The organism is Polystyrenella longa (assembly GCF_007750395.1).
Classification (GTDB): Bacteria; Planctomycetota; Planctomycetia; order Planctomycetales; family Planctomycetaceae; genus Polystyrenella; species Polystyrenella longa.
In genome coordinates, this window is sequence record NZ_CP036281.1 from 5,525,240 (window position 1) to 5,538,734 (window position 13,495).

Annotated in this window: 11 protein-coding genes; all 11 read right to left on the reverse strand. The window is 48.9% G+C overall.

Features of this window, described 5'->3' with window-relative positions:
• Window positions 1-122: 122 nt before the first annotated feature.
• The 11 genes from Pla110_RS20260 to Pla110_RS20310 all read right to left on the reverse strand — a co-directional run bounded on the left by Pla110_RS20260 (window position 123) and on the right by Pla110_RS20310 (window position 13,408).
• Window positions 123-836, reverse strand: a complete 714-nt coding sequence (locus Pla110_RS20260) for an integrase core domain-containing protein (RefSeq protein ID WP_197440708.1) — start codon at window positions 834-836, stop codon at window positions 123-125.
• Window positions 837-997: 161 nt separating this feature from the next.
• Window positions 998-1,189, reverse strand: a complete 192-nt coding sequence (locus Pla110_RS20265; RefSeq protein ID WP_144998657.1) for an HMG-box domain-containing protein — start codon at window positions 1,187-1,189, stop codon at window positions 998-1,000.
• Window positions 1,190-1,438: 249 nt separating this feature from the next.
• Entirely contained in the window at window positions 1,439-2,863 is a 1,425-nt protein-coding gene (locus tag Pla110_RS20270; RefSeq protein ID WP_144998659.1) for a YncE family protein, read from the reverse strand.
• Window positions 2,864-2,925: 62 nt separating this feature from the next.
• Complete coding sequence (locus Pla110_RS20275) at window positions 2,926-3,237, reverse strand: hypothetical protein (RefSeq protein WP_144998661.1); 312 nt, start codon at window positions 3,235-3,237, stop codon at window positions 2,926-2,928.
• A gap of 77 nt (window positions 3,238-3,314) precedes the next feature.
• Window positions 3,315-4,817 carry an outer membrane protein assembly factor BamB family protein gene (locus Pla110_RS20280; protein WP_144998663.1) on the reverse strand — a complete coding sequence of 501 codons (1,503 nt, stop codon included), beginning with the start codon at window positions 4,815-4,817 and terminating at the stop codon, window positions 3,315-3,317.
• 126 nt (window positions 4,818-4,943) lie between these two features.
• A complete protein-coding gene (locus Pla110_RS20285) occupies window positions 4,944-5,918 on the reverse strand; it encodes a DUF1559 domain-containing protein (RefSeq protein ID WP_144998664.1) in 975 nt (324 codons plus the stop codon).
• A gap of 623 nt (window positions 5,919-6,541) precedes the next feature.
• Entirely contained in the window at window positions 6,542-8,095 is a 1,554-nt protein-coding gene (locus Pla110_RS20290; protein WP_197440335.1) for a permease, read from the reverse strand.
• A 49-nt stretch (window positions 8,096-8,144) separates the two neighbouring features.
• Complete coding sequence (locus Pla110_RS20295; RefSeq protein WP_144998668.1) at window positions 8,145-8,693, reverse strand: hypothetical protein; 549 nt, start codon at window positions 8,691-8,693, stop codon at window positions 8,145-8,147.
• 48 nt (window positions 8,694-8,741) lie between these two features.
• On the reverse strand, window positions 8,742-9,725 hold the full coding sequence (locus tag Pla110_RS20300) for an AAA family ATPase (protein ID WP_144998670.1): 984 nt from the start codon (window positions 9,723-9,725) through the stop codon (window positions 8,742-8,744).
• A gap of 64 nt (window positions 9,726-9,789) precedes the next feature.
• On the reverse strand, window positions 9,790-12,138 hold the full coding sequence (locus Pla110_RS20305) for a transglutaminase domain-containing protein (RefSeq protein WP_144998672.1): 2,349 nt from the start codon (window positions 12,136-12,138) through the stop codon (window positions 9,790-9,792).
• Window positions 12,128-13,408 (reverse strand): DUF58 domain-containing protein, encoded by a 1,281-nt coding sequence (locus Pla110_RS20310; protein ID WP_197440336.1) that lies wholly within the window; start codon window positions 13,406-13,408, stop codon window positions 12,128-12,130. Before Pla110_RS20310 ends, Pla110_RS20305 begins: the two co-directional genes overlap by 11 nt.
• Window positions 13,409-13,495 lie beyond the last annotated feature (87 nt).

A 13,495-nucleotide genomic window follows, 5' to 3' on the forward strand; every position in this document is an offset into this window, starting at 1 on the left:
TTTCGGACGAGATTGATTTCACTGCCCGTAGCTGATTGTCGGAGTTGAGGCAATATCGTACTTCCGAGCGCAACGGTAGCGCGGAATCACAACACGAGGACCGACATCGATTCGAGGCTGATTCAAGCTGCGTCGCGGTAGTAATACTTGAGCAGCCCTCCGAGGCGTTCTCTGCATTCGATCTTGCCGGCGACGCATCCAACGTCTTTATCAGGATCAATCAGCTGATTGTCGAGTCCCTGATGATTCCGCTCAGAATGGTAATGGGCAACGTATTCTTTCAGCGTTCGTTCGAGTGAGTGCTGACCGAAGAAGATCATCTTTCTCAGGCACTCCGATTTCAGACTTCTCATAAAGCGTTCGAGATACGCATTCATGTTCGGACTTTTCGGCGGAAGTAGCACCGGTTCGATTTCAGTCTGGTTCTTCAGAAAAGATCGCAGCGGCTGGAAACAAGTATCGCGATCAAGAATCAGATGGGACGCGCTTTCCAGGAAGCCATCGTCGCCCGTCAGGTTACGTCCAACTTGAGTTACCCATTGTGTGTTGGGATTCGTTGTGATGCCTGCGGTCTCGACTTGCCTTGATTTCAGTTCCATCACCACCATGACGTAAAAAGTCGTCAGACCGGTCTTCGTCCAGACTTCTACCGAGGTGAAGTCGACAGCGAAGATGGTCTCCCAATGAGCTTTCAGGAACGTCTCCCAGGACATTGAAGCGGGACGGTCGGGGGCAGGCTCGATACCGTTCGCCTTCAACACATTCCTAACGGTGGTATCGGTGATGTGATAACCGACATTGGACAAAGCACCCTGAATTCGATCAGCTCCCCACATGGGATTCTTTTTCGCGAACCGCAGGATCTGTTCGACGATCTCCGTTCGAATACGAGGTCTCCCAACTTGTTTCTTCTTCGACGAGTAGTCCCATTTCCGGGCAATCAACTCCCGGTGCCAGCGGAGAATGGTATCGGGAGTGAAGATCGCGCCGAGTTCACTTAGTAACTTCCGGCCAAGCTGCTTTCCTTTGACGCCAAGCGGCGACGCTCATCGTCATTCAGCAGGCCCCATTTCTTACCGAGTTTATCGCGTAAGATACTATTATCGGTCTTGAGGTATTCAATCGCCAATTGCTGTTCGCGATTCACCCAACTTGCCAGAGCGAATACCAATAGATGCCAGGGCTGCATCACAGATTCCATATAAGCAATTGACAAAGTGCAGGGGAAGATTACTTTGGAGCCGTAGCACTCGCGAAAGGTGTATCGCTGACAGTCGTTGCGATCAGATGCAACAGTTACGTTGATTGGAGCGGCGAGCTTTCTTGTCGACCCATCTGAGAATACATGCGGGCAGTGCGCCAATAAGACTGTGAGTTATGCAGTTCTGAGCTCGGATGAGTTTGTCGCAGGACTTCAATCACAACTTTAGAGTGCCAGTCAGTGCGATGAATTCATCTCACCATGCACAATGAGTTTCGTCGGTTTTCCACCGACAGTGAAATCAGATATCGGTTCGAGTGTCTTTAGTGAAAACAGGGTGATACTTCCGTTTCCCGGATTCGACCAAAGCGCATAGCGACCGGAGTTGTCGAACGCGATGTCATGGTGACCATAATGCCCATCGACGGCACTTGGTCCGACCTTAATACTCGACAATACGGTGGCATCGGAATAGTCGAAGTCCTGGTTTGGATCCAATTCGACTATCGTCATAAATTCATCCGCTTGTTCTTCACCTTTATTGTCATGAAAAATAAATGCGAGACGTTGACCAGAGACTGAGTTAACCACTTGAGGAGTCGTTGGTGTGGTGTTGACGTCCATCGGTATGTCGATCTTGGTCAAACTCGGATTGTCACTAGTGGCGTTGATAATTCCTAACAAAGTACTCCTTCCTGAACCACTCACAAAGAGAACACGGTCACGGTTGACAGTAAACGCTCCTGTTCGCATAGGCTTCTTCGTCTCCTGATCAGTTCCTATCTCGATAGAGTTAATTTTTATTTCTTCAATCAACTTCGGTTGTTCGGGGTTTGGATCTACAGAAACCCAGGAGATTCCCTCTGATGGAGCGAAGAAGACTTTGTTCTCTACCACCGTCGCGCCATGGATTGCCCCGCTGCTTAAGTTGAACGAGTAGCTGACATCTTTTGTCCCTGAGTCCGAGACCGGTACCACATCGACACGGCCTTTGTTTGGGCCGCCACCATCGATCCAGGTGGAATAGCCAACGGAGTTATTGGCAACAGCAAGAGTGATGTGATTGCCTCCTCCTGCATGGAACGCAGATATGTTCTTAGTGGGTTCGCTTTCAATCCAGAGAGCCGGATCAATGCGAGTAAATCCATTATTCCGATCATTGGCCAAATAGAAGCGGGCATCGTATTGGTACAAGTGGGCAGGATTTCCTTGCTGGTCATCGACTTGAGAATGCAGCAACTGTGGTTCTGACTCATAACTCCAGTGCGAATGATCGCCGTGAGCTTCCTCTTCCACTCCGGTTTCCAGGAATATCCATCCACTCTGAAATCCTCCATCTTGATCGTCACGAACTCCTGTTATTACCTTGTCACCAATACGCTCCATCTGTACCAGTTTTTGCCGAGTGTTATCAAGTTCAGGAAGCCCTTTAACAGGGGCCGGTTCGGAGAGTAAAAAAGACGAGCTTTCTCGCAAGTCGGCCCATTTCAGTTGAGACGAATCATGATCCTGAAAGAATAGGCGACAGACGACCTGAGAAGTCTCTTCCTGTTCGGCCTGAACGAGTTGATATTCCTGATAGGACTCTGCTTCAGTGCAACCTGCGAGCAGTGATAGAGTGACAGAGACCGAGAGTGATAACGTAATAAGATTATATCTCATGGGTGTTTTTACCTGAGTTCAATGTTTGAAGAATTTGTACAAGAATGAAATGGCTTCGTCGTTCAGCCAGACGTGTCTTCCCAACCGGTTCCTTCATCGGAAGTGTTGAAACCACCTTCGTTGAATTCGACATACAACCATTCCATTTCCCCGATCCCGATAGTAAGCCAGTAGAAACGAATTCTTCCGTCTGACGTAGAATAGAGAACTGGATTTCCTGTCATTCGTGGATTGTCTGTAAGGGACGGACGATGATTTACGATCGTTGCTAGCTCAACTTCCATCACGGGAAGAATCTCCTTTTCTTTTGTCCAAGTCGAATCGCCTTCAACAAACGTCAACGGAGGTTGATTTACGGGGGTCAGTTTTTCCATCGATTGTTCCGAACAACCACATATCATGAACAGGCATGCGATGAGAAGTGTGGATAACGAACTTACTTGTGTTGAATTCATGGGGTTTCGTCTCCGCTAATACAGAACAACCTCGTCCCTGTTCGAACTACAAACCGACCATTGGCTGCAGATACACCATACACAATCGGATCCCGACTCGAACTGCGTGAGTTCTCGCGTCGCTTACGAAATGCGACTTCGATTTGCCCTAGCTCATCCTGGTCAAGAACACCATCCGCATTCAGGTCCGTCTTTTCGAAGGAAGACTGCATGGACACTGGAAGTTCTTCTCGACTCAATTGCCCATCGTCATTGGTGTCGCCACCAAGCAGGCGTTTTAAGAATCGACTTGGTCCGCTATCTGCAGGGGACTGGTCTGCAGAAGACTGCTCCGAAGCCGCCTCTTGGTATTCTTCGGGCACAGGAGGCTCTTCAGGATTCCATAGTTGGCTGACATTTTCTGACTGGTACTTTGGACCACCCCGAATAATAACGGTCTGGCCATCTTTGCCGAAAAAGAAGAGGCGATCGTCAACGACGACAGGAGTTGTCCAGCAACTGGTGCCGATTCGTTTCACATAATGCTCTTCCCCTGTTTCCCAGTCGAGACAATAAAGAATTCCACCATCATTCAGGAAATAGGCACAGCCTTCACAGTAGACTGGACTGGCATAATGACAGACCGCTTTTCGGGCTCTCCATATAATATCTGGAACTGAACTGGAACTGTCTGGAATCTCAAAACATAAATTCGACTTCGCAGCCGCGGACGCGGAGCCAAATTCTGACGCACGTGCACCAATCAGAATGCGATTGTCGTGGACGAGCGGCGAAGGGACGCTGTTTCCCGCGATGCCCTCCAGTGACCAGAGTAGTTTTCCAGTCTCAGCGGCAAATCCAGAAACGGTTTCGTTTGAGCTGACGACTAATTGTTCCCCCTGTTTCGTTTCTGCAACCACTGGAGATGTCCAGGACGAACCTGAAGGACGCGCCGCTTTCCACATATTCTCCCCGGTTTGCTTATCGATGGCTAATAAATAAGATTCTCCTCCGTGCTCAACATTGAGAAAGAGTGAATCTGCATTATGCGCAGGTGACGACCCCAATCCATGACGGGAATCGAAAGCTCCATACTCCTGGGTTAATGAACGCGACCACAATTTGTTACCCGAATGATCAACTCCCATCACATCACCGTTTTCGAAGAATGCGTAGACTCCCCGATCGTCGACTATTGGAGTTGGAGCCGCACGACTCATCATATAGGTCGATGGCCCCGTCGAAGTCGCGTCATGGGAATATTTCCAGACCTCATCACCGTCGACGAGGCGGTAGCAGATAATTAAACAGGTTTCCTTCTGATTTCCTATAACTGCCGTTACGAAAATATGATCATCCTTTATGACAGGACATGATTGTCCGTATCCTGGGGTTTCCCGCTGCCATGCAACTCCCGAATCGGGAGACCAGCTCGTCGGATAATTACCTTCTGCCGTCGAGTTGCCTCCGTTTCGAAAGGAATTCCAGTCGGCAGCGTGTACGTTTAGAGAGGAAGACATCACTACAAAATAAGAGATTGAAAATGAGATGGCGAATACGCGTACACAGACTCTGGAATGAATATTTGTCACAGGGATTCTCCTGATAGGACTTCGATTTAATTTAAAAGAATAATGAGTGTTGCTCTACTCGATTCCTCCAACGTATTCGCCATCGTTTCGATTAAATAGTTTGCGAAGGAGGTCGTTGTTAACCCCATCTCCAATGAAATGGACGCTCCCGTCGCAGAACAATGTGTTCACACCACCGGTATGACTGGAACGTGGTCCGGAGATAATTTCACCATGATGCGCAACATCAGGTTCATTCGAGTTCGGTGAGTAGTATGCATTCACAAGAATGTTGTAACCCGTCGCGCGAATCCAACCGCCAGCGCGTCGTCCCTCGTAGCGGGTGGCTGGAAGTACTACGAGATCAGAGGCATTTGTCGAGCAGGGACTACCACCGCTGACCCGTTTCATCTCACGCTGTGAGTCGGTCAGGACAGACGTATCGTCTCCCCGGCGTCCGAATAGACCTTCAGCAACGAACACGGTTTGGGTTGTTCCATCCCGAAGATCTTTAAAGCTGAGGTCACATCCACGCCAGAATAGGCCGTTGTTCTCTGAGGAGCAGTACTCAAGGGTATCTCCACTACCACCGTTGAGGAGATAGTTCGTTCCAGCAAAGATATCGCCATTGTCATCGACATCAATCGGATTCCCACTATCGCTGGGGCACTTTAGTACTGCCAGTTCCGTAGAGGCAGCCTCGCGCATACTGGGATTCAGAATAGGGGCCCATGGCAATCCACCGAAAAGAGGTTCGTCAAAGTCGATAATGTCATGCAGATTTTTGGCTTCAAAATAAGGGAGCAGTAACGCTTGTGGCGAGTATCCGTAAAGCGAGTCGGATGCCATTGTGGGAAAGGTGCGATGCACGTCGTGATAGGAATGCAATGCTATTCCTAATTGCTTCAGATTGTTGCGACACTGTGTTCGTCGACCAGCTTCCCGGGCCTGTTGTACAGCTGGAAGTAGAAGAGAAATTAATACCGTAATAATGGCAATCACGACTAGTAATTCGATGAGAGTGAATCCGGTACGTTTTTGATGTTTCATTGTTTACTCCTGGTCAGCGACCTGGGTTGACTGTCAGAGACCCTCAACACACGAAATCTGAATGCATTGGTCTGCATCAATACTGGCGCGAGGGATCAGCGGGGCATGAAATTCGAGACGGATCTTTCACGCAAAAATGAGAAAGAGACGCTAAAAGTCAAACGCGGCTCAGACAGCCGGTGGGCCGCGTGGTAAGAAGAGAGTCACTGTTCGCGAAGAAGGAGTCGTTAACTCAGCAACGTGAACAGGCGCAATCAGTTCAGGAAGGAGGGAAAGCGTGAAGAGCGACACCACCTTTGTGGCCAGGCTAAAGTGATGGCATAAGGAACAATGCTCAGGATCGTGTGGTTCCTTTTCTGATTGGTTGCGATCCGAGTGCTCTTCCGGCTGATTGTGAGAATGCGAATGACAATGCCTGCACTTACTCAAACAGTATTGTCGAGAAGAATATTCGACTGATGAATTTTGATCGACGCAATTCGCCACGCCGATATCACTCAGCGCGTGCATCCCCACGTTTCCAAGCAGAAACGGAGTCAGCAGACCAAGGGAGAGAATCAGGCGATAGAACATTGTGGTGACGTTGGATTCGAGAGTAGATGTTGGAGAATTGGATATCTGACTTAGTATGACGTTAAGAGGAGTGGATCTTCGTACGATTGTTTCATGCGTGAGTAAGCATTGTTGACTTTGATTCGGTAAGTCTCGATTTCGTCTTTTTCTTCGTCTTCAACAGCATGTTCCAGCATCTCCAGGTGCTCACGAAGGAGTCGAGATTTCATCGCTCGGTAGTCACTCAGTTCCCATTCTCGTAAATAGGTACTGACTTCGAGCTTTCGACTCCAGTCGTCGAGGAGTTCGATCCAGTAACTGGCGTGTTGTGCATCCCCTGTCATGGCTGCAGTGAGAACTTCTGCTCGGGCAATCTGCATCTCCTCAAAGATTTCGTCTTTGGGAGGATAGTAGACAAAACAACCTACGATTGAGAATAAGATCAACATGCCGATGGCAACCATTCCAAGCACAGGGGCAGAGACTTGCCGATCGAGTTTCGAGCCTTGCTCTCGCTCAGACTTCACCCGCAACCAGACCTCCACGTCATGTGTTTGTTCAACCTTTCTCAGCGCCAGTCCGCACGTCATGAGGACTCCGAGCATAGAGAGGGCGTACCACTCGTAAGGTAGAATGTCATGTCCCCATTTGGTTTTGATTGCCTGAATTGGATTAGAAGGAGCTAGATGAAATGGCTGAGCGTAAATATCGAAAGCGTGACTGTGATTGGCTGGGTCTATGTCTGCCGGGAAAAGAGGCCTCTCCACTCCGTAAGCGATCCCCAGAACGATTACTAATAGCAATGCGAACCACACTAATGTTTTCTGGAGACTGAAATTCCTGATCATCCAGTAAACTAAGCCTAGATTTAATCCCGCCCCCAGTGTGAGCAGGACGAAAGCGGCCCCCACCGAGTTGGCATGGGCAAACATCATCCCGAGTTGCGACATCGCCAGCATCGGTGTCGCATATACAGGTACAGCCAACGCTGACATTAGTAGCGGAGCATAAGGATTGTCGAAATTCATGGACTTCTGCAAGCTGTTATGCGGCAGGAAGGCCCCTAACAATGCGACTCCCACCAAGCCTATAGCAATGTACTTTAGCGAAGGCCCCACCGACTCACGGGCCGCAGAGATTCCAATTGAAAGAATCCGTTTGACACCTGGCTCAAGCATTTCTTCGGGCTCTGGTTTCTCTTTTGTCTCACTAAAGAAACGATCATACAACCCGCCTGTTATGGTCAGCAATACAAGTGAGCAAAAGGTAAAAGCAATGATGACGACTGGCTCAGACAACGTCAGACCGTACAGGAGGGAAAGTGGATTAAAAAGTGGAGCAGCCATAGCAAAGGCTAGAATAGTCCCCCCGGCAAGTCCTGCTCGTTTCATTTGAGAAGCAATCGGAATGACGCCTAAAGAACATACAGGAAGCAACATGCCAATTCCCCAGGCTTGTATCAGAGATCGACGACTGTTCCCACCAAATAAAGCTCGGGTATGTGCAGCACCGAGCATTCGTTGAAGAATTGCCGCTACGAACAAACCAGTCAGGATGAAGGGAGCAGCCTGTGCCAGGCACTGAACGAACCGAACAATAAATCCGGAAATAATCATCAACAACATAACGAGCATCCAAATAGAAAGAGTGAAACAACAATAAGAATGAGTCTGTTTACCTGGAACTAGGTTTTTCAGGCTTCGTTGATAAAGGAACAGATACTGCCGGACGATCGACGGCGAATGGGACCAGCAATACCTGCTTGTTCAATTGTGATTCCAGATCGGAGAGATCTTCGACAGTGAGTGAACCCTGCTTTATCTTCAAATCCACGTTGTCACAGCTCTTCAGCATTTCTCGGCTGACGGCCTGTACCTGATTCCATTCCCCTTCTGCCATATCGGTATCCCCCGCGAGTTCGGGCAGCCAATGGATGAATTCTCTCAGTGTGATAATTTCGTCCTCAACATGATCAAGATGGCCTCCAGTCAGGTCTACATGAATGTGTTCTAGTCGTTTTTTGATTTCTGCAACGGCCTTCGCGAAAGTTTCGGGTTTGTACGATGGACCATGAGAATGTCCGTGATCATCATCTTCTTTCTTCAGATCGGTCGGTAGCGAACTCGGCTTTGTTTCCGAAGGCTGACAACCGGTTAGCCCGAGTATTATTAGAACCTGAGCGCTGACGATTAATACAACGGATGATTGTGCATAAGCTCTCATAAAGTGGTACCTGACTTCTAAACGACATTGGTATTCAAGAGTGGTAGATTATTTATGGTCAAACTCGGGAAGGGGGACGGTCCGTAATAGCTCTTCCAGCAGCGTCTCTCCTTCGTCGTATTCAAACCCAAGACGAACTGACAACACTGGCAACGCGGTCTCTTGCAGATCCTCAGGAATGACGTAGGACCGCCGGGCAAGATATGCCGTCGCCTGAGCCGTCCGTTGCCAGATCAGTAAACCACGAGGTGAAATCCCGAGATTCAATCCAGGATGCTCCCGAGTCGCTTTAGCAAATCGGACCATGTAGTCAAGCAACAGACTCTTCATCTCAATCTTCTCGACCTGATTCTGAATCACAGCAAGCGTTTTGAGATCCAGGGGGGAGTCCCGGCGAGAAGTGGAATCTTCTCCTTCGCCTTTAGCGATAGCCGCGTTTAACATCGCAACTTCATCGATTTGACCTGGATATCCAATCGATAGCTTCATAGAAAAGCGATCACACTGAGCCTCTGGCAATGGAAAGGTTCCGTGTTGTTCCGAAGGGTTCTGAGTCGCAATAACGAAGAAATGGGGAGGCAGTTTATGGCAATGGGTATCAATCGTCACCTGCCGTTCAGCCATCGCCTCAAGCAGAGCACTCTGGGTTCGCGGAGTCGCGCGGTTGATCTCGTCCGCAAGACAGATATCCGAGAACACTGGGCCTTTTCGGAACTCAAACGAATGATCCTTCTGATTAAAGATATTAAAGCCGGTAATATCGCTGGGCAATAAATCCGGGGTGCATTGCACTCGAGCAAAATGCCCAGAGATCGCGGCCGCCAGGGCTTTCGCCAACGTTGTTTTACCGAGTCCCGGTTTATCTTCGATTAGCAGATGGCCTCGACTGAGAAGACATACCAGAACCATTCGCACTACCGACGTTTTTCCTTTTAACGCTTTATTCAGTGTTTCTTCCAGTTGCGATATTAATTCGAGTTGTTCGTCAACGGCGATTAAAGGTCCGTTCGTTGTTGGAGACGTGATAGTCATCGATATTTACTTCCAATCGGTCTTTGAGCGAATTGTTTATTTCATTGCTTGAGGCTAGACATCTTTACCCACGACGTAATCGTGACCATGAGAAATGACGGATCATGTCCTTCGAAACAAGAAGTGGGTCCAGAAGCATCCCGGGAGAATTCCCTCGGCTTCCGTAAATTGTTTCGTCAATCAAATACATAAAGTCCGATAGTTGCTCTCGCTCTTGTCCATTTAGTAGATACGATTCCAGAAGCCACTTTCGTAAAGTAACTCCAACTGGACGGCGATGACCAACTAAAGCCAGATGACGGTCTAATAGATCTCGAGTGAGCAGCAACACTTTATCTGGTCGTGAAGTCGCGATGCGTAGCCAGAAGCAACACATCTTCCAGTACCACAGGGCCAGGAGAGCCATCACTGCGTGACGCTGCCAAAGAATCATGCAAGTCAGAACGAATGACATTGTGATTCCCATCCAATGCGTGATTGACCAACTGATCACTTCTAGGAATGCGTGTTCAATTCGCTCGTATAATCGCAATGGCGGCCCCAGTTTCTCATACCCAGGTGTCGGTTCGAGTGTCTGCCATGTGTTGCCTCCAAGATCGACTTCGCACCAGAAATGAACGTCCTGGGAGTAAACCGACGTGTGATCTTTTCTTCTATCATAGTTGTCCGGATCGACGTAGTAGCCACTGACGACTCGGCAGGAAATATCGAGTGACCGCAGTAATAGCATGGTCGCCGTGGCGAATTCGTAATCCGTCCCTTTTCTGGTTTCGAATAAAAAAGGAGTAATCGAAAGCGATTTCGAATCTTTATCGCCGATTATCGGGGATGAATTCTCTTCTACATGGTCATAGTTGTCTCGAACGTAGTTCAGGATTGAGACAACTTTTTCTCGCTTGAGAGTACATTCCGCAGTATTCTCATTCGCAAGTTCGATGATGGGTAACATATCGGGCGTATCAGGGATCGAGATATATCGTTGTCGGATCGCTGAATACAGAACCTGTGCCGAATCGAAGTTCCGCTCATCCAGAACGCGGGACCGCACATGTATCGGAACGAGATCCGGGAGAGCATCCCGGTCCAAGTGCATTACCCGGTGCTGCCCCTCGACGTAGAAATTGCGGGTGTTGAGATCCTTAATGGCAATCCCTGTCCAGTGCAGAGGTGTCGGAATAATATTCGAATCGATTCCGACGATTTTGAGAACATGCGATTCTTCTGGAGAAAAGAAGTTGAAGGCGCAATCTTCCAGTGCCTCCAACCAGTGCATTTCGTCATGTTCGTTGAGAACGTATTCGGTCGAATTCGTCGAATTGTCACCGGGAATTAACTGGCTCCCGTCATAAAAGTCATAAGTCTCCATTCTTAGATGTAGCGGAACGCGCCCGACAACGTGAAAGATCGCCTTAGAAGTCGTACTTTCTACGTCCGACCGCTTACGCCCTACCTTGTCACGCAACATTGAAAACTGTCGACCGGATTGCTGCATCGTTTTCATTTCTTCAACCAACTCAGGCAACAGTGTTTCCGTACGATTGGGTGGGATCGCAATCATGCGATCGGAATTCTTAGGCTTGAATGGTTCGCCGTATTCTTCACTAAAGGAATCGTACAGACTCGGTTTGTCATCTTCTCGGAAAGGAGCATCGTCAAGCGGCGCGAATGACTGCACATTTTCCTTTCCTGGCACTAATGCATCACCATTTCCGATTCCACTGAGAGAATACTCATCTCGTCCTCCTTCCCCTCCTGATGTTGGGAAAAATCCTTGTAGCGACCAGATTGTTCTTCCCGATGCGAACGGGGCGAAAGCAATCACGATTAACACAGGGAAAATCGCCAAAGCCAGAAATCGCTTCAGCGAGTATTGACGTTGAGTGGCGTGAATTGTTCCGGAGTAACGTTTCAAGTACCGGGTAATCAGCCAGACTATTGACGCGCACAGGTAAAGCCCCATCAGGACAATCGTAAGGCCAGAAGTCGGACTGAGGGCCATCGAGAACAGAAACACAAACAGGCTGATGGCAATCGTCAATGGTTGATATTGCCGCCAGCAGCAAATCATGGTGAACAACAGCAATTCATTTTTAAAGGCACGCACCATCACTACTTCAACGGATGAACCTCCATTAGGAATCAAACGCAAGATTGGCTCTGCTGCTAACGACACAATTGCTGTGAGAATGATTACTGGCATCAACGCGGGTAGTTCCCCACGGTAGAACTGCTTCCGACGAAAAAAGACAACTCCGCCAATAAGCAGCGCCGTTTGTACGAGATAACTAACGAACAAATAGAGAGGCGTACGCACTTCTATCTCAACCAGCGAGTATTGCCCCAGTGCTAACAGCGAAATCAGTCCCAAGCCGAGATGTTCTTTCAGAGGGACTTCCGACTGGCTAGTTAACATGGCAATGTCCCCTTCTTAGCCAGTTAGCTCTCAAGTCATCTTGCCAACGGGTGCTTTGAACAGAACTCCGACAATCAGAGTTTGCAACTGGCTCTAAAGGGAGGCTTCCCACTTCGATCCAAGAGGTTGAATGATGATTCCTGGATTTGCTCATGTATTCAATGAGTGGTGATTCAGCCGTGGTTATAACAATTGCCGTTCCAAGACGGGAACGAGAGTAGTCTTGCGAAGAGTTCGTTTCTGATATGCCTCCATAGGGAACACGCGCAAGAGCGTCCATGTACCGTTCGTAATTCCGGTGATTTCCTCCCAACTGATAGATTTCTCCACTCATGTCACAAAGAACATACGCGTTCTGCCGAACAAGTGATTCCACAACGCTCGCCGCTATTGAAAGCACTTCCTCCACTTTCCGGTCCCACGCCGGAGAGCGTTCTAGATAACTACAAATATCGACAATCACCTCTGCGGAAGCCGATGCGGGAGATTGCCGCTCGTTCACAATCAGCGACTGCATTCGTGCTGTTTGGCCCCAATGAATTCGACGCAGGGAATCTCCTTCACGAAAGGCTCTCGTTCCAATCAAGTCTCCTAAGTCTCCTGCTTTTCGATCAGTCATATTCTGTTCGTGAAAATCGAGTGAGCTTGAATCAGGAAGGCCTTCCAGACGAACCGTTTCCGGCCACACGATCAATTCTCCAAGACATGATATTGGGGAACGGCAGGTGAATAGTCCCAACGGAAAACTGGTTTCAATTTGTGGCGTTTCTAGCGGATAGACTCCACGTTGCTCGGGCGAAAATTCCCAACTGAACTCAGCGGTTGTCCAGGCGGACATCCGAGTGAGAGAGAAGCCGTTTACCCTCTGGGATTCTGGGAAGAAGCCTTTGGACACCATCAACCCCCAAAGTGGCCATGGCCATTTGTTGGTCAACTTCAGGCTGACCTGAACCCGCTGTCCGACTCGTGTCCGGCGCGTTCCCATGGTCAAATCACCACGGAGTCCACGCACAGTGATGAACGGCCAGACAATGGCGATTAGCAGCACTACTGTCATGGCGAGCATCGCCAGGAATACCGTTTGATTCATGAACAGCGCGAGCAACAAAGCGCTCAAAATTCCTCCGCCAATCAAGGCCAGCGGATGCTTCAACCAGTAAACAAATTTATTCACTTGCGGGCAGAAGTCACGTGTCAGTAGATCATGAAATCGCTTGCTGAAAGTGTGAGTCGATGTTGAACCATTTAGTTCGGAAACGCTGGTGGACATAACGCACCTCATATCGGGGTGAGAATTCCATTGGGAAAAGACAACGCGAGCGATAGAGAGGTATGCACGCATAATATGCGGAATTCC

Excerpts from the sequence above, each read along its gene's own strand:
- Pla110_RS20260 (WP_197440708.1), bottom strand. The coding sequence starts at position 836 with ATGTGGGGAGCTGATCGAATTCAGGGTGCTTTGTCCAATGTCGGTTAT.
- Pla110_RS20265 (WP_144998657.1), bottom strand. The coding sequence starts at position 1,189 with ATGCAGCCCTGGCATCTATTGGTATTCGCTCTGGCAAGTTGGGTGAAT.
- Pla110_RS20270 (WP_144998659.1), bottom strand. The coding sequence starts at position 2,863 with ATGAGATATAATCTTATTACGTTATCACTCTCGGTCTCTGTCACTCTA.
- Pla110_RS20275 (WP_144998661.1), bottom strand. The coding sequence starts at position 3,237 with ATGGAAAAACTGACCCCCGTAAATCAACCTCCGTTGACGTTTGTTGAA.
- Pla110_RS20280 (WP_144998663.1), bottom strand. The coding sequence starts at position 4,817 with ATGTCTTCCTCTCTAAACGTACACGCTGCCGACTGGAATTCCTTTCGA.
- Pla110_RS20285 (WP_144998664.1), bottom strand. The coding sequence starts at position 5,918 with ATGAAACATCAAAAACGTACCGGATTCACTCTCATCGAATTACTAGTC.
- Pla110_RS20290 (WP_197440335.1), bottom strand. The coding sequence starts at position 8,095 with ATGTTGTTGATGATTATTTCCGGATTTATTGTTCGGTTCGTTCAGTGC.
- Pla110_RS20295 (WP_144998668.1), bottom strand. The coding sequence starts at position 8,693 with ATGAGAGCTTATGCACAATCATCCGTTGTATTAATCGTCAGCGCTCAG.
- Pla110_RS20300 (WP_144998670.1), bottom strand. The coding sequence starts at position 9,725 with ATGACTATCACGTCTCCAACAACGAACGGACCTTTAATCGCCGTTGAC.
- Pla110_RS20305 (WP_144998672.1), bottom strand. The coding sequence starts at position 12,138 with ATGTTAACTAGCCAGTCGGAAGTCCCTCTGAAAGAACATCTCGGCTTG.
- Pla110_RS20310 (WP_197440336.1), bottom strand. The coding sequence starts at position 13,408 with ATGTCCACCAGCGTTTCCGAACTAAATGGTTCAACATCGACTCACACT.